At 40.1% G+C, this 17,663-nt stretch carries 17 protein-coding genes and 1 other annotated feature; all 17 genes read right to left on the bottom strand.

Features of this window, described 5'->3' with window-relative positions:
- Positions 1-195: 195 nt before the first annotated feature.
- The gene (locus IEX12_RS01530; protein ID WP_088050668.1) at positions 196-999 is read right to left on the bottom strand and encodes a pyruvate, water dikinase regulatory protein; all 804 of its coding nucleotides are present in this window, start codon (positions 997-999) and stop codon (positions 196-198) included.
- Between the two features lie 200 nt (positions 1,000-1,199).
- A complete protein-coding gene (gene ccpN / locus IEX12_RS01525; RefSeq protein ID WP_088050669.1) occupies positions 1,200-1,829 on the bottom strand; it encodes a transcriptional regulator CcpN in 630 nt (209 codons plus the stop codon).
- 415 nt (positions 1,830-2,244) lie between these two features.
- Positions 2,245-4,329, bottom strand: coding sequence for a glycine--tRNA ligase subunit beta (gene glyS, locus IEX12_RS01520; RefSeq protein ID WP_088050670.1), 2,085 nt, complete (start codon positions 4,327-4,329; stop codon positions 2,245-2,247).
- A complete protein-coding gene (gene glyQ, locus IEX12_RS01515) occupies positions 4,329-5,207 on the bottom strand; it encodes a glycine--tRNA ligase subunit alpha (RefSeq protein WP_088050671.1) in 879 nt (292 codons plus the stop codon). Before glyQ ends, glyS begins: the two co-directional genes overlap by 1 nt.
- 71 nt (positions 5,208-5,278) lie before the next feature.
- Positions 5,279-5,449, bottom strand: a binding site (T-box leader).
- A 325-nt stretch (positions 5,450-5,774) separates the two neighbouring features.
- On the bottom strand, positions 5,775-6,518 hold the full coding sequence (recO, locus tag IEX12_RS01510; protein ID WP_088050672.1) for a DNA repair protein RecO: 744 nt from the start codon (positions 6,516-6,518) through the stop codon (positions 5,775-5,777).
- 44 nt (positions 6,519-6,562) lie between these two features.
- The gene (locus tag IEX12_RS01505; protein ID WP_088050673.1) at positions 6,563-6,709 is read right to left on the bottom strand and encodes a YqzL family protein; all 147 of its coding nucleotides are present in this window, start codon (positions 6,707-6,709) and stop codon (positions 6,563-6,565) included.
- A gap of 106 nt (positions 6,710-6,815) precedes the next feature.
- On the bottom strand, positions 6,816-7,718 hold the full coding sequence (gene era, locus IEX12_RS01500; protein WP_088050674.1) for a GTPase Era: 903 nt from the start codon (positions 7,716-7,718) through the stop codon (positions 6,816-6,818).
- A 284-nt stretch (positions 7,719-8,002) separates the two neighbouring features.
- Positions 8,003-8,383: a diacylglycerol kinase family protein gene (locus IEX12_RS01495; RefSeq protein ID WP_088050675.1), complete on the bottom strand. Its 381-nt coding sequence runs from the start codon at positions 8,381-8,383 to the stop codon at positions 8,003-8,005.
- Positions 8,361-8,825, bottom strand: a complete 465-nt coding sequence (gene ybeY / locus IEX12_RS01490; protein ID WP_088050676.1) for an rRNA maturation RNase YbeY — start codon at positions 8,823-8,825, stop codon at positions 8,361-8,363. The genes IEX12_RS01495 and ybeY overlap by 23 nt, the downstream gene beginning before the upstream one ends.
- Positions 8,826-10,976 carry an HD family phosphohydrolase gene (locus IEX12_RS01485; protein WP_230855981.1) on the bottom strand — a complete coding sequence of 717 codons (2,151 nt, stop codon included), beginning with the start codon at positions 10,974-10,976 and terminating at the stop codon, positions 8,826-8,828.
- 73 nt (positions 10,977-11,049) lie between these two features.
- Entirely contained in the window at positions 11,050-12,009 is a 960-nt protein-coding gene (locus IEX12_RS01480) for a PhoH family protein (protein WP_088050677.1), read from the bottom strand.
- Positions 12,010-12,011: 2 nt separating this feature from the next.
- Complete coding sequence (gene yqfD, locus IEX12_RS01475) at positions 12,012-13,229, bottom strand: sporulation protein YqfD (protein WP_155554110.1); 1,218 nt, start codon at positions 13,227-13,229, stop codon at positions 12,012-12,014.
- Between the two features lie 33 nt (positions 13,230-13,262).
- On the bottom strand, positions 13,263-13,541 hold the full coding sequence (yqfC, locus tag IEX12_RS01470) for a sporulation protein YqfC (protein ID WP_088050679.1): 279 nt from the start codon (positions 13,539-13,541) through the stop codon (positions 13,263-13,265).
- Between the two features lie 318 nt (positions 13,542-13,859).
- The gene (locus IEX12_RS01465; RefSeq protein ID WP_188724579.1) at positions 13,860-14,324 is read right to left on the bottom strand and encodes a YqfB family membrane protein; all 465 of its coding nucleotides are present in this window, start codon (positions 14,322-14,324) and stop codon (positions 13,860-13,862) included.
- Positions 14,325-14,357: 33 nt separating this feature from the next.
- Positions 14,358-15,353 carry a flotillin-like protein FloA gene (gene floA / locus IEX12_RS01460; RefSeq protein ID WP_088050681.1) on the bottom strand — a complete coding sequence of 332 codons (996 nt, stop codon included), beginning with the start codon at positions 15,351-15,353 and terminating at the stop codon, positions 14,358-14,360.
- A 36-nt stretch (positions 15,354-15,389) separates the two neighbouring features.
- A complete protein-coding gene (locus IEX12_RS01455) occupies positions 15,390-16,727 on the bottom strand; it encodes an NfeD family protein (RefSeq protein ID WP_088050682.1) in 1,338 nt (445 codons plus the stop codon).
- A 478-nt stretch (positions 16,728-17,205) separates the two neighbouring features.
- Complete coding sequence (locus tag IEX12_RS01450) at positions 17,206-17,652, bottom strand: GatB/YqeY domain-containing protein (RefSeq protein WP_188724578.1); 447 nt, start codon at positions 17,650-17,652, stop codon at positions 17,206-17,208.
- Positions 17,653-17,663 lie beyond the last annotated feature (11 nt).

Here is a 17,663-nt window from a genome sequence, read left to right as displayed (position 1 = left end):
ATAGCCGAAACAGAATCCTTCCTAATTAGCAATGTTTTATTTTTCTGATTATGCCCCTTTAGCCATACATTTTTCACACAAAAACTAATTATAATACAAGCCTTTTAAAATTGCTATTAAAAAATACTGTTTCATAAGAAAACATTCTAACCTTACTTCAGGCAGAATGCTCTCCGATAATATGAAAAACGCTTTTTAGTTTTGTTTAATAATCCGTAAAATGCTGTTTGCCGTTTCTTCCACTGCTTTGTTTGATACATCAACAACTCTACAGCCAATTTTTTCGACTATTTTATCAAAATAATGTAATTCCTGATGGATCCTGTCCATATGCGCATATGTCGCCTGATCACCCAACCCCAAAGCTTTCAGTCTTTCTCTGCGAATATCATTTAATTTCACCGGATTGATCCTCAGGCCGATACATTTTTCCGGACTTACTTCAAACAATTCTTCAGGCGGATCTACTTCTGGAACAATTGGTACATTCGCAACCTTTATTCGCTTATGGGCAAGATATTGCGACAAAGGGGTTTTCGATGTCCGTGAAACACCGATTAGAATAATATCTGCCCGGGCTATTCCACGTGGATCTCGTCCATCATCATACTTTACAGCGAATTCGATAGCCTCCACCCGTTTAAAATAGTCTTCATCCAGCTTATGAACAAGGCCAGGCTCAAGCCGCGGTTTACCAAACAACCGTTCCATGGATTCCATCATCGGTCCCATTATATCAATTGCTTCCACGTTAAATTTTTTCGCTTCCAGATTCAAATAGTTGCGCAGTTCAGGATCAACCAGTGTAAAGCCAATAATACCCTGTTGCTCTTTTGCCAAAATAAGCACTTCATCAATTGTCTCTTTATCTTCTACATAAGGTATACGTTGAATTTTATATTCGCCATTATTAAATTGGCTCAGACCAGCTTTTATTACCAAATCTGCTGTTTCACCAACAGAGTCAGATAATACATAAACTAATGGTTTTTCTCCCATCACTATTCCTCCCCCTCTAGGTTTCAAAAAATTGCCGAATTGGATCTTGAAGGTCGAGACAGCTTAGCTCTTGGCACCGGGCTTGCCCAGAAAGTACTGACTTCTCCGTTGGCTATTATCGCGGGCGGTTTTAGCGGAAGATCCCTTGCTGCCAACTCTAGCGTTCGTCACTTATTATTTGCTGACTTTTTGAACATCCTCTATACATGTCCATCTGTAATTAGTTCAACGAAAGCCTTGGTTATCGTTGTTTTTGTAATACGTCCAACAATCTCCAAACCAGCGTCCGTATCTTTGATTACCGGTAATCCATCTATTTGCTTATAAATTAATTTTTTGGCAGCTTCTAACAGTGGATCTTCTCTCCTGCACACCGTAATATTGGGCATTCGTGTCATAATAATGTGCACTGGTATATCGTTTAAATCCTGTTTGCCGATGCTTGCCCTAAGCAGATCCTTACGTGAAAGAACTCCTGTCAGACAAGCGTTGTTATCAACAACAAATAATGTCCCAACATCCTCTAAAAACATTGCTGAAATAGCATCATAAACGGATACACTTTCCTTGACAACGATCGGCACAGATTGATATTCGTGGACTTTGAACTTTTTAATTTTTTCAGTTAATAGCTCTGAACCCGTTTTTCCTGTAAAAAAATAGCCAACACGCGGTCTGGCATCAAGAAAACCTGCCATTGTTAAGATTGCTAAATCAGGACGTAATGTTGCCCGTGTCAAAGACAACCGATCGGCAATGTGTTCACCAGTAATTGGGCCATTTTCCTTGACTATTTCAATTATTTGTTCCTGTCGCTTTGATAGTTCCACCTTTTCACCACCTACTCGGACAATATGACATACTAATCTTCACAATATTATATACCATTTGCCACAAAAAGAATATCAGGTTGTAGAGTTATCAGAACTAAGGCGCAAGCGCCCGTTTAGCGGCGTATGTGCTGCGCCCTGCCAAGCAGGGTGGTTCGGTGTTGCCGCCGGGAGCGGTGGTTTTAACCGAACATTCCTACCGTAGGAGATAAAGGAAACATGCCCCTGCAAAAGGGGTATGCCGACGTTGGGCGCAAAGCCCGTTCTTAGTCGGCCTTCCTTCTTACCCGAACCGATGTTGACTTATCGTACGGAGGCGGGTGTTGCACACTAGCCGCTGGGCGCTGGAGCCGGACGTGGCTTATCCGGTTATTAAGTTATCTACAGCCGCAAAATTTTATAATTTCCTAGACGACTAAAAATGCTGTTTCCAGCTTATTTGCGTCATATCGGCATAATCATAAATTAATGCCGCAAGTGAATGAAGCAATGCCAGACGATTGTTTCGTACTGCTTCGTTATCTGCCATCACCATATTATGTTCGAAAAAGTTATGAATTTCCTCCGTCAGACCACTTAATTGCAGTAAAGCCTGTTCTGCATCCAAGCTGTCTTTAGCTTGCTGGTAGCCAGCCTGCACTTCCTTAAACTTCTTATACAAAAAGGTTTCGGAAGGTGTTTCAAACAACCGGCTCTCCACAGCAGTACTTTCCGCTTTTTTTGCTAAATTCAACACACGGGTAAATGCCTCTTCGGTTTGTTTAAAGTCAGCCTGGTTACGTTTTTCCGACAGGTTGCCTGCTTTGGCAATGGTATAGTCCACAACGCCAATCGCTTTTGATAATACCGCCTGAATGATATCTATTTCAATATTTGCCTCTTTTAATAAATACGTTGCACGTAACGCTAAAAATTCATGTAACTCCATTGCTGTTTTTTCTATATCGCCCTGTTCAATATCAAGCGATTGATACAATTTCAGCGCTATATTCAGCAATTGTTCTACTGAAATTTTCCATTTGCCACTTTGCAGAATTTTCAACATACCAACAGCCTGCCGCCGCAGTCCATAAGGATCCTGAGAACCTGTCGGAACTAATCCAACCGAGATACAGCCAACAATCGTATCCAGTTTATCAGCAACACTTACAATCGCCCCTTCAATTGTTTCCGGCAGCTGGTCTGTTGCATGTCGTGGCAAATAATGTTCGGCAATTGCTTTTGCAACCGTCTCATCTTCACCAAAGTTGATGGCGTATTTCTCGCCCATTATCCCTTGAAGTTCCGTAAATTCATTAACCATATTTGTCATCAAATCAAATTTACTAATTTCAGCAGCCCGGACTGCTTTTTGTTTGCTCGTATCATCAAGTTTCAATGTCTCCGCGATTTCTTTTGTAATTTGGATGACCCGTTCCACTTTATCATGAATTGTACCTAACTTATCCTGAAAGACGACTTTGTTCAGTTTTTGCAAATAAAAATCGATCGGATGCTTTTGATCCTCTTCATAGAAAAATTGTGCATCAGCGAGCCGTGCTTTCAATACTTTTTCGTTCCCTTTAGCAACTGTCTCTAGCTGATAGATATCGCCATTTCTGACCCCAATGAAATAAGGCAATAGGTTTCCTTCAGGGGATTTAACAGGGAAATAACGCTGGTGTTCTTTCATGGACGTGATTAACACTTCAGGTGGCAAATCCAGAAAACTATCAGCAAATTCACCAATAAATACAGTTGGATATTCAACCAGGTTGCGTACTTCCTCAAGCAGGTCGGGATCAATTGGAATTTGCAATCCTTTTTCGTTTTCCATTTTTTTTATTCCATCGGTAATCAGCTTTTCGCGCTTGGCAGGATCAGCGATTACAAAGTTTTCGGCAAGCTTGACAATGTATTCCGCGGGGTGGGTAAGTGTGATCCTGCCTCCTAAAAAACGATGCCCGTATGTTTCGTTATCTGATTGAACATGGGCAATCGTAAACGGAACAACCTCACTGCCATATAATGCAACAAGCCAGCGAATTGGTCTTGCAAACCTGAGTGTTTCCGTTCCCCAGTGCATATTTTTAGGAAATTGCAAGGATAAAACAATGTCCCTAAATGCCGGCAAAAGTTTAATAGTCGGGTTTCCCTCGATATATTTTTTGACAAAAATGTATGATGTACCTTTAATATCCTTTGTATAAATATCATCGGTTGTTTTGCCTTGGCCTTTCGTAAACCCAATCGCCGCCTTTGTCCATTCTCCATCCGCATTACGTGCTATTTTTACAGCCGGACCTTTTACTTCCTCTTCCACTGCAGTCTGTTCTTCGGCCATGCCGTGAATCAGTATAGCAAGTCTCCTTGGAGTAGAATAAGAAGAAATGGAGTCGTAGGAAATACGTAATTCTTCTAACCACTTTTTTGTTTTAGCTGTCAGCTGATTTGCTGCATCATCAATGAAGCGTGCAGGTAATTCTTCCAGTCCAATTTCAAATAACGCGTCTTTCGCCATTATTTATGCTCTCCCTTCAGCATCGGAAATCCAAGTTCTTCGCGTTTGGCTACATATGCCTTTGCAATTCCTTTTGCCAAATTACGGACACGCGAGATATATCCGGTTCGTTCGGTTACGGAAATAACTCCTTTGGCATCTAGCAAATTAAACGTATGCGAACATTTTAATACATAGTCATATGCCGGGAATACCAGCCCTTTTTCCATGGTTGTTTTTGCTTCTTTTTCGTACATCGCAAATAATTCAAACAGCATTTCTGTATCGGATTCCTCAAAGGTATAGGTGGAATGTTCGTATTCCGGCTGCAGAAAGATATCTTTTACCGTTACGCCATCCGTCCATTCCAGGTCAAATACATTTTCCTTATCCTGGATATAAGAAGCCAGTCGTTCCAGTCCGTATGTTAATTCAACAGCAACCGGGTTTGCTTCCAGGCCGCCAATTTGCTGAAAATACGTAAACTGGGTAATCTCCATCCCATCAAGCCATACTTCCCATCCAAGTCCGGCAGCACCAAGTGTTGGATTTTCCCAATTGTCTTCAACAAATCGGATGTCATGCTCTAATGGATCGATTCCAAGTGTCTTTAGTGAGTCGAGATAAAGCTCCTGGATGTTTGCAGGTGATGGCTTCATAATGACTTGAAACTGATGGTGCTGATATAAACGATTTGGATTTTGACCATATCTGCCATCAGCTGGACGCCTTGAAGGCTCTACATAGGCTACATTCCACGGTTCCGGGCCAAGACTTCGTAATAGTGTCATTGGCGACATGGTCCCTGCACCTTTTTCTACATCATAAGCTTGCATTAAAAGACAATTTTGCTCTGCCCAATGTTTTTGCAATGTTAAAATCATTTCTTGAATGTTCATGTTATTATTTCCTCCCAATTATTAAACCGAATCCAAAAGAAAAAATCCGTCCCTATGTCATGTTTCCAAGACATAGGGACGGATTTTTGCCCGCGGTTCCACCCTATTTGCTCCTAATCAGAGCCACTTTATCCGAAATTGCTCAGGAGCGCCTTCCCTGTAATCCTATTATCCAGCTTCCACCATTCTGGACTCGCTATAAATAGCAGTTACAAGTACTTTTTCTCCATCACAGCAATCTTATATCACTTGAAAATTATGTACAAATCATACTGTATTTTGTCGTTTATGTCAACAATATTTACTTATCAAGAGATTAAGAAATTTATCAGTTGGAATCACTGGTTATCAAGATGGGCCACGTCCAGCTCCAGCACCCAGCGGCTAGTGGACTTCCCTCGCCTCCGTCCGATAAGTCAACATCGGTTCGGGTAAGAAGGAAGGCCGACTAAGAACGGGCTTTGCGCCCAACGTCGGCATACCCCTTTTGCAGGGGCATGTTTCCTTTATCTCCTACGGCTCAGTCCAGTCCATACGCCGCTAACCGGGCGCTTCCGCTTTTGTGTTTTACCTGAACTTGTCAAGCTGTTTTAAAAACTTTTTGGATTTTATGTAATATCCGCCAAACCGGTCATAATAAGCATCGAGCAGTTGTCTGATAAGCCGTATGTTTTCTTCCTTCATTGATATATTGCCAATTCGTTCAAGCCCTACACTACTGAACAGATACAAAAGCCTTGCCAGTTTATTTGACAATGGGATTGCTTCATTATCAAGATGTAAACACCTTCTGCATAACAGTCCACCTTCTGGAATGGAAAAAGAAAACGGCGCTTCTGTACTGCCACAATGGACACATTGATTAACAGTTGGAGCGAACCCGCCTTTTTGATACAATTTCATTTCATACATGATAATTGGAATCTCCGCACTATCATGACCAGCAATCCAGTCAATAGTTAACAGAAGCTGATTATATAAATAATGATCAGGCTTTTTTTGATCCACAAGTTTATCTGTCAATTCAACAATATAAGCCGCATATGCCGTTTTGACAATATCTTCACGAATCGATCGTAAAGAATTTAGCATCTCACCTTGCTGAATCGTACTTAACCCCGAATTCAAATAAACTAAAAATTCCCCATGAATGAATGGCTGCGTAACGGCAGCCATTCTGCTCTTTGGTTTTTTTGCGCCTCTGGCAATGGCAGCAAATTTCCCGATCGTTTTACTAAATATCGTAACTATTTTATGTGTTTCACCATAATCTTGCGTTTTGATAATAATTCCTTCCACTTTTTCGAGCACATAGCTTCACCTTTCTTTACCAGATCCTAAACTTTAAATATGTGCTACAGGTTGGTATCGAGTTGTGATAGTTCTTCGTCACGGTGTTTAGTTTGACCATTTACTTTTGGTTCTGTTTCCAACTCTTTCAATAATAAATAGGTTTCAATGTTCCCCGTTTGACTAAATAATTTCCACGTAAAGTCGATCACAAGAAACCCCGCCTTTCTATATAACATTTGAATTGGTACTTTTTGAACCTCTCCCTATTATAATGACCACACTTCCGGAATGAATGAGTTTTAAAATTTACCATGTTTAATATTCATCACTGCGAAAACCCAACTCTCGCAGTTGGCTCTGTCTGTTTCGCCAATCCTTTTGCACCTTTATCCAAAGCTCTAAGTACACCTTTGTTCCAAGTAAAGCTTCAATATCGGCACGAGCCTTTTTACCAATTTCCTTCAGCATACTCCCATGTTTCCCAATTAAAATTCCTTTTTGTGATTTTCTTTCTGTGATAACCGTTGCCTGAATAAATATAGCGTTTGAGTCCCGTTTTTCAATATTCTCAATTACAACTGCGATAGAATGCGGTACTTCTTCCCTGGTTAACTGCAGAACCTTTTCCCGAATTAATTCACTAATAATAAAACGCTCCGGATGGTCCGTTACCTGATCGTCGGGATAATACTTGGGTCCTGATGGCAAATGCGCCTTTAAAACATCAAGCATATGGTCCACATTATTTCCTTGTAACGCCGAGATTGGAATGATCTCCTCAAAGTCATATTTCCCTTTATATAATTCGATGAGTGGAAATAAGTCATCCGGATGGATTAAATCAATTTTGTTGATAATGAGAAAAACCGGTTTTTTAACTTGCTGCAAGCGGTCAATAATATATTGATCACCCTTGCCATAGCCCTCTTTGGCATTAATCATAAACAATATTGCATCCACTTCATTTAAGGTATTTTCGGCAATTTGCACCATAAAGTCGCCAAGCCGATGTTTAGGCTTGTGAATTCCAGGGGTGTCAATAAATACAATTTGTGCATCATCTTGTGTCAGAACACCCTGAATTTTATTGCGTGTTGTTTGTGCTTTATCACTCATAATGGCTATTTTCTGGCCAATCACCCGATTTAAGAATGTCGATTTCCCAACATTTGGCCTGCCTATTATCGCAATAAAACCCGATTTAAAGTTATTTTCCATTGTATATCCTCCGGTGCCCTCTATATTTATTTCGTTGTGTAAATACTATAATACTACAAAAACAGTCCACTTTCATGTTATCGACAAAAGCTTTAAAAAGTTTTTCTTTTTTCTCAATTTATGACATAAGTAAGCACCAATCCTGGGTGTTAAAGCTCACCGTGGCCCTCATGATATTCAGTAATCTACAGCGGATTAAGTTTATAATTTCCTGGACAAGTACAAAATGGACAAGCCTGATTCATTAAAACAAACCCCATCATTGTTCTGATGGGGTTTTGTAATTATAACAGGCTATATAGTTTTGGCAAAAAGACAATGAAACCAATAATCACGGCAATCACTGCGGCTATTAAAACAGTGGCAGCTGCAATATCTTTAATCGTCTTTGCTTCCGGATGAATTTCCGGTTTCAGGTAGTTGATTAATTTTTCAATCGTCGTATTTATCATCTCTGCCGTTAGTACGAACCCGATAACGAGCACAATCATTACCCACTCACCGGCTGTTAGTTGAAGAAAAAAACCAGCGCAGATGATGATGATACCAACGATAAGGTGGATTTGAAAGTTTCGTTCATGCTTCAGTACTTCCCAAAAACCATTCCATGCAAATTTAAGACCAATTCCCCGTTTTTTTCGTTTATCGTTTGAGTCCGAACGCATCTAAGATGTCCTCTTGTCGCTGAAACATTTCCTCTTCCTCTTCCTTTTCCACATGATCATAGCCAAGCAGATGAAGGAAGCCATGAACGGATAGAAAGCCTATTTCCCGTTCAAGCGAATGATTATAATCTGCTGCCTGTTCTTTTGCGCGATCAACGGAGATGACAATATCACCAAGTACGAGTGGTATATCCTCCCCGATAACTTGTAATTCCCCATCAACCGTTTCCTGTAATGCAAAGGAAATAACATCTGTCGGTCGATTCTGCTGACGATAATTTCGATTTAACTCCTGAATTTTCTTATTGTCAACAAAGTTTACCGACACTTCCGCTTCGTTTGTGATACCTTCTTTCTCGGCCGCAAAGTCCAGTAAACGATGAAGCATATCGATGAAATCACTAGGTACCGAATTTGTTTGATCATGAAAGTCAATATGCATTTATTTCGCCTCCTTGGCAGGATATTGAATTCTTGAATGAAAAATCCCTTTTAACGCCTCACAAACAGTCTTATGAACCGTGTTTAATTCTTTCATGGTTAACGGACATTCATCTAATTGTCCGTCCATTAACCGGTCCTTAATAATGGATGAGACGATCTCTTCAATTTTTTCCTCTGTCGGTTCTTTTAACGAACGAACGGCCGCCTCCACCGAGTCGCATATATTGACGATGCCAATCTCTCTTGTTTGCGGTTTTGGCCCTGGATACCGGAAATCTTCTTCCTTGACCTGGTCGTTGTTTTCCTTCTCCTTGTAATAAAAATATTTTAATAATGTTGTACCATGATGCTGCATGGCAATATCAATAATTTCCTTTGGGAGCTTGTGCTGCTTCAACATTGCCACTCCATCATACGGATGACTGATAATGATTTCAGCACTTTGCTTCGGATCCAGTTTATCATGCGGGTTCTCGATACCTAGCTGATTTTCAATAAAATACTGAGGTCTGACCGTTTTGCCAATATCATGATAATAGGCACCAACCCTTGCCAATAAGCCATTGGCACCAATTGCCTCACAAGCCGTTTCGCTTAAATTGGCAACCATAATGGAATGATGATAGGTTCCTGGTGCTTCTGTCAGGATCTTTTTAATTAATGGCTGATTGGGACTTGATAATGAAAGTAATTTGATGTCCGATAATATCCCCAATCCAGTTTCAAAAAACGGCAGCAGTCCGATTGTTAATACTGCTGATAGAAAAGCAGCCCCAAACCCGAAACCTGACTGAATAAAAAGATCCTTTAAGGAATATTTTTCAAACGATAGAAATAAAAATAATAATACAGTAATGACATTTACGACAGTCATTCCAATTCCGGCTCTGACAATCGCCAATCTATCTTTAATGTTCCGTAAAAAGATAATACCAGCAAGCTGTGAGAAGAAGAAATAGATGCCAGCTTCCACATTCAATGAGCCCGGTATTTCGCCATTAAATATAATACATCCCAAAATGGCATATAAACCTGCCAAAACAATTGCAAATCGCTCATGAATCAATTGTTTTAATAACAGTGCTCCAGTAGCAACAGGAACAAGAAAATACAACTGGTTGACTTGTGTTGTAAAAAAACTGACCCCCTTCATCAGTGAAATAACGATAACACTAATAAGCAAAACTGCTGCGATTTTTCCCTTATCCAGCTGCTTTCGTTTTCCTGACAAATACATTTCGTACCCGATGACACCGATAATCAGGATAATAAGTAGAGCCAGACCAATTACCGGGAATAAATTTCGTTCTTTATTTAATAAACCAACTAATTTTAATTCCTCATATATTTCATTTGTAATGGTTTGCCCTTCTCTGACAATGATTTCACCTGCGCGAATAATGACCGGTTCAACACTCGCTGCTGCTTCCTTCCTGGCATCCATCGTTTTCTCAACATCAAAAAATGAATTCTCTACAACAGCAAAACTGCTTAACGACATTAACGCCTGTTTGAGATCATTATCAAGATTCGTGTATTTTATTTGTTGTTTTACTTCTGCTGTTGCACTTTGCACATTCTCGGTGCGTACCCCGTTATTTAAAACTGTTGTTAAAGCTTCCAGCATGGTCTTTTTCCCATTTTCACGTTTTTCAGGTGCGGTTTCAATAAGCTGAGCTAAAATAAGTTCATCAACATGTTCGGTTATTTCCGGTGATAAAATATTTTCCAGCTTTTGCACTTTTTCCGGTGTTGTTAGCTGAACAGCTTTGTCGTTTTTATCTGTATCAGCAGAATTTTCGGTGTCTGCATTTTCCTCTTCCAATTTAGTAATCGCATCAAATATTTCATTTACATATCCAAGCTGTTCATCGGTAATTTCCTTGGATATATCATAGCGATCCTCAACCGATTGAACGGTTTCCCGTGTCTTTCGCTCCGTTTCCAGTTCGTTTTCGATCGTTATTGGCGAACGAATTGTTTCTCTCGCATTGCTAAACCGCTCGATATTAAATGTTTCCGTAAATACATTGTTTACGGTCACAAGGAAGAAGAAGATACCTAGTAAAATGACAGGTATAACGATTGTAATCCATCTTGAATTAAAATTTAGTAATGAAGTCAAAAATTCCCCTATTTTTTTCTTCACGGTTTCACCTCATTATTGAACATAGCTACTATAGAAAATAAGACCCGCTAAATCGGGCCTTACGTAACAGAAATTAATTTACTTTTTCATATGCATCGATAATCCGCTGTACTAATGGGTGTCGAACAACATCAGTCTGATTTAAATATACGAACGCTATTCCTTTCACATTTTCAAGCAACTGGCTCGCGACGTGCAAACCGGATTTAACCCCTTTAGGCAAGTCGATTTGTGTAATATCCCCAGTAATAACCATTTTGGAACCAAAGCCGAGACGCGTCAGAAACATCTTCATTTGTTCGGGCGTCGTATTCTGTGCCTCATCCAGGATAACGAATGCGTCATCCAGTGTCCTCCCCCGCATGTAAGCAAGCGGGGCAATTTCGATTGTTTCCCGCTCGATTAGCCTTGCTGTATGTTCTGCACCTAATACATCGTGCAAGGCATCGTATAAAGGACGTAAATATGGATCCACCTTCTCCTTTAAATCACCAGGCAAAAATCCCAAGCTTTCCCCCGCCTCAACTGCTGGCCTGGTCAAGATAATCCGTTTTACCATTCCATTTTTTAACGCATGAACAGCCATAACAACAGCTAAATACGTTTTTCCCGTCCCAGCAGGGCCAATACCAAAAACCAGATCATTTGCTTTAATTGCCGAAATATAACTTTTTTGTCCTAATGTTTTAACACGGATTGACTTACCTTTAACATTTTTGGTTATTTCATCTTCAAATAGTGTTTCAAGCTGGTTTATCTTACCACTTTTCGCTAACTCGACGGCATAAACAACATCTCGTTCAGAAATGGTTAAACCCTTTCGGATAATCGATAAAAACGTTAACAGTATTTCCTCCGCTAATCCAATAGCTTCGCTTGTTCCAGAAACCTGGATCTTCTCACCTCTTGTAACAATCGATACAGACAATAGCTCTTCCATCTGTTTTAAAAATTTATCATTAGTACCGAACAAAGCCATGGCTTCATTTGGACTTGTTATTTGTAGATCAATTGTGCTAAGGTTCTCTGACATATTCAATCTCCTTGATTTATAGGTTCTGCTTTGGCAATATTCTCTTCTACCGTATTATATAAGATTAACTTAACTTTACCACTCTCCGTAGTTTCATGCAAAACTTTTTGTGAGATAATTTTTGCCTCAGGACCCAACCTTAGCTGTAATTCTTTTTCTGCTTGTTTAAGACCGATTTGGATTGCTTCCTCCTTCGTACGTTCAAGCTTTTCATACTGCTTTTCACTTAATATTGATTCAACAAAATGAACTGGCAGCTTCCATTTTAAAAAATGGATCGCGTTGTCATTTTCTTCTTGCTGAATTCGCTTATAGTCTGGTTCGCCAAATCCCCATATTGGCAGCTTAAAATCGCCAAATCGCAAATAATATTTCTTCTCTTTGTTTCCGGTCAGCATTTCAAAATTTGCCTTAAGTGGGACAGTGACCTTAACTTCATACCACGTTTTCGCGATAACTTCTCCTTCCGCTGCCACCAACTTTGCCTTTTCTTTTTTGCTATCTTCTTCATTTTCGTTTTCGGCAAAATTCAGCTTCCCTGAAACAAGGATATCACCTGGCTCAACGTAGTCGTTCACCTGTACCTTTGAAAGCCCCTTTGAAACAAACATATTTTGGATAACACCTTTTTTTGTTGCGATGAGGTTACGAGGTCCTTTCACTTCTTTTTCTTTGACGATAGCTTTTTCTACACCCTCGAGAAAAAAGGTTGTCCCTTTTTTGTTTACACCAACCCACAACAATTCCGGAATGTCATTCACCAATTTTTGCTGGATAACACTTGGCGGTTCCAGTGTTAAACTCCAGGATCCAGGATGAATACCATACGCGTCAAGCTGTTTTACAATTTTCTTTTCAATATCCTTTGGCACACCGGTTATCTTCACGTCCCAGATGATGTTTGATAAGCAGAAAATTAACAGGATACTTAATAAAAGACCTGTAACGAGCTCTCTTTTTTGGAGAAATCTTTTTAAAAGAAAGGGAGAACCTTTTTTGCTGACAAAGGATAATTTATAATCCGTTCCTCGCTTTATTTCTTTGATTAATTTGATATCCTGCAGTTTTACATTCCCTCGGCAAGCTGTTTGTGACTCTTTCTTTACATTCCAGACAAGAATGCCGCGTTTAACACATTTTTGAAAAAAAAGCTCCGGCATTTGTCCTTTCACCAAAATGGTTACGTATCCGGTTAGAAATGATCCTTGAACTTGTTTCATGTCTTCCTCCTTTATAGCAGCATGGTCCTTAAATTATGCTGGAATAAATTTCACTTCATCAATTGTTCCTTCCACTAAAATTTCTTCCGGAAGCATCATTTTTAAAACAAAAGAAGACCCCAATATTTGGATGTATCCTTTATTTGTTTTTAATTTTAATTCGGTTTCTGAATATACGACGAGCCCCTGGTGGTTTTCGATATATACATGTATTTGACCAATCATGGTAATTCTGGGCAGTTCAAGAATGACATCTGAAGGAAGTGCAAGATGCTTTGTTAACCACGGTGTAAATCGTTTATGCCATTTCACTTACAGAGCCCCTCCTCTCACAATCATATTTATGAAAATCAGCGGTAGATAAGAACAAAAAAAGCCTTCATGATAAGCATATTTGCTTTTCATGAAGGCTAAAGGTTTATGATTAGTAAAAAAGTATACAAGTTATAGTTATATTAATTCATTTCCAAGAAAGGCCACGTCCGGCTCCAGCGCCCAGCGGCTAGTGGACTTCCTTCACCTTCGTACGATAAGTCAACATCGGTTCGCTTCCAGCTCACCGTGTTTCCTTTATCTCCTACGGCTCAGTCCAGTCCATACACCGCTAACCGGGCGCTTCCGCCTTTGTTCTTATTTTGTCCGTTCGGATATCACACTGCGATAAGGTTTACGCGATCTGGGTGGCCCCAGCACCTCCGCCATAATAATACCGTCAACCAATCCTTTACGGGTCAAATTTTTTCTGACCTGTTTTTTCATTGCTGCTTTTTGGTAATCGATATTCTTTGGTTGTCTTAGTGTATTTCCAATAATCGCATCATGGGAGAGCTTTTTTTGCATTTCTCTTGTACTCGTATTTATTTGCTCTGCCAATTGTTCTATTTGATTGTCACGCTGCTCTTCGATAATAGTGCTTGTTCTTGAGTTATCATGAACGGCCGGTTCAGAACGTTCTGCTTGATAATTTCTGCCAGAAGGTGTTGCGGTTGGCTTTGGAACCTGATAAGGCTTCTTGTTTGTTTTATCAGTTGATTTATCCTTGAACAAACCGATAACGCCACCAATGATGGCTAGAATGACGAGAAGTCCTTCCATGATTTCCCTCCTCTACTGTGAATGACGAAACCATTATTGTTCATTATTATCTTCACTGTCATCTTTGGAGAGTTTGCCAATGGAATCACGCATATCTGTATCGGCATCAATATTTTTGTAATTCATATAATCCATTACCCCTAAATTACCGGAACGCAATGCTTCTGCAAGTGCACGTGGTACATCGGCTTCTGCTTCCACAACTTTCGCACGCATTTCTTCCACTTTCGCAACCATTTCCTGTTCTTGGGCAACAGCCATCGCACGTCTTTCTTCTGCTTTCGCCTGGGCAATATTTTTATCTGCCTCTGCCTGGTCAGTTTGTAAAATGGCTCCGATATTTTTGCCGACATCAACATCAGCAATATCAATCGACAAAATTTCAAAAGCAGTACCTGCATCAAGCCCTTTGCTTAACACATTATGGGAAATAGAATCTGGGTTTTCCAGCACTTTTGTATGAGCCTCTGAACTACCAATTGTACTAACAACACCTTCCCCGACACGGGCGATAACCGTTTCCTCGCCAGCACCACCGACAAGGCGATCAATATTTGCACGAACGGTAATTCGCGCTTTTGCTTTTACTTCAATCCCGTCCATTGCAATACCAGCAATAAATGGTGTTTCAATTACTTTTGGATTTACGCTCATTTGTACAGCCTCAAGTACATCACGTCCTGCCAGGTCAATTGCCGCACATCTTTCAAAGCTTAACTCAATATTTGCCCGATGTGCTGCAATCAGTGCATTTACAACCCTGTCTACATTACCACCAGCCAAATAGTGACTTTCAAGCTGATTGGTATTCACATTTATGCCTGCTTTATATGCCTTGATGAGTGGATTGATGACTCTCGATGGCACAACTCTTCTAAGGCGCATACCAACTAACGTAAAAATACCTACCTTTACACCTGCAGCCAGCGCACTTATCCAGAGCATAACCGGAATAAATGTAAAAAGAACTGCAAGAACAATCAAAATGATTCCGATAATGATAATCGGCATTAGTTGCTGAAATTCCATTCCTAATTCCTCCATTCGTTTCTCTAGCAATATATTTTATATTTCTTTCACAACAATACGAACTCCTTCAACCTTAACAATTTTGACGGCCTTATCCTTTTCGATATAACTCCCTTCTGAGATGACATCGATTCGTTCATCATCAAATATGGCTGTTCCCGATGGCCTTAGCGGAGTCACTGCTTTTCCTTCCAACCCAATTAATTCAAGCCTGTTTACCGATGATACATACCCCAATTCAGTTGAGGTCTGATCCCGTAAAATGATATGCCGGAAGAACCCTTTCTCCAGCCCAATTGTTTTAAACAGAATAACAGAAGCAACGATGGCAATGATAAACGCGATACTAACACTCATAGCCATATGTCCGATATCCTGTCCTGATAAAAATAATGATCCAAGGATAGAACCGATCCCCAAGAGCCCTACAATTCCCCCAGGCACAAAGAACTCTGTAATGATTAAAATAATACCCAGTACAAGCAAAATAATCGCTTCATATCCTGCTAAACCTGCTACGATATGACCGTAAAAAAACAGTATAAGCGATAACAACCCCATTATTCCTGGAACACCAAATCCTGGGGAATAAAGCTCTACAATAAGTCCCAGACTAGCAAGCGATAATAATATCGGCACGACGACAGGATTCGTCAAAAATCTTGCCAGTTCTTCGGAAAATGTTGGCTCCATTTCTACTATTGTCGCCTTATTTAAACCAAGCTTATTCAACAATTCAGCCCTGTCTTTTACAACTCCCTGTGCATAGCCAACATCAAGGGCTGTAGTTGGATCCAAAGTTAGAAATTTACCTTTAGGCGCCCCATAATCAGGTAGATCTATGCTAGGATCTGCCATTGCTGCTGCATAGATTGGATCACGCCCTTTCGATTCAGCTGCACTTTTCATCGCCGATAACCAGGCAGACTGGGCTTTTTTATCTGCTGCAGTACCATCCTGATTAATCACGCCACTCGCCCCCATGGTTGCGTGCGGTTTCATATAAATGGCATCCATATTTAAGGCAATATACGAGCCGGCAGATAACGCCTGATTTACAACAAAGGCCGTTGTTGGTGTTTTCAGATCCTGCAGTATTGTAGCAATTTTTCCAGCAGCATCAACCCTCCCTCCCGGCGTATCAATTTCGAAAATGATTTGATCGGCACCTGCTTCCTCTGCTTCCTTGGTAGCCCGTTTTAAAAAGGATTCCAATCCCTTCTCTACCTCTTTTTCAATTGGGATTACATAGACAAGCTTTCCATTATCATTTCCTTCTTCAGCATGAACCATATCAAATCGTGGTATGGAAAATAACACTACTATCAGGCCTAATGCTATGTATGACATGAATTTTCTTAGTATCACTGTCATCACCCCCCTTAACTTTCTGTACATTGTAATACGAAATAGTTTACAAATTGGTTTCATAATTTTATTACGGTATTAACGGGCTGTCGTCCTCCACCTCTATGCATGAGTAAATCAAAAACTCAGAAGGTGGGGGACAAAAAGCCAGTAAAGGTCCGATTATCGGAACAAAGACTAAGACACGTCACATCCTTTGCCTTCATCTTTGTGACCTACACCGGGGTCTCAGGCTAACATGCAGTGGGGCGGAAGGGCAGGCTAAAACCGTCACGTCCTGTGCGCCGGAAACCCGCACTGAATGAAGTTTTACGTTATCCCATTTAACAGAAAATATTATCTAAATTGTACCATATTTGGCGCAAGCAGAGGAAAAATACTCAAAATAATGGACAGTTGATACATTCACTAGATTTAATTAGCAAAAAAGGCCCTTGCCGAAGTGGACAAAGACCTTCTGTTACATTCCATATTTGATGGGTCATCAACTTAAATGTTTTTGCACAAGCTTATTCACTTTAGAGCCGTCTGCCTTTCCTTTTACCTTAGGCATAATTGCGCTCATTACCTTGCCCATCTCACTCTTTGATGTGGCATTTACTTCTTGAATTGTTGACTGAACGATTGCCTCAAGCTCGTCATCGGAAAGCTGTGTTGGCATATATTGCTGTAAAATATTGATTTCAGTTTGATTTTTTTCAACAAGATCATCGCGTCCAGCTGATTTAAATTCTTGGAGGGAATCATTTCTTTGTTTTAACTCTCTCGACAAAATGGTTAACTCTTCATCTTCTGAAAGTTGATCTTTACCGAGTTTTATTGTTTCATTTTGCAATGAAGCTTTTACCATTCGGATAACACTTAGCTTCTCTTTATCCTTTTGCTTCATGGCTTGCTTCATATCTTGATTCAGCTGTTCTAATAATGACATGCTTGGCACCC

It is taken from the genome of Lentibacillus populi (assembly GCA_014642895.1).
Classification (GTDB): domain Bacteria; phylum Bacillota; class Bacilli; order Bacillales; family Amphibacillaceae; genus Lentibacillus_C; species Lentibacillus_C populi.
Note: the sequence above shows the minus strand (reverse complement) of the source record. Positions and strands in the feature narration are given on the sequence as shown.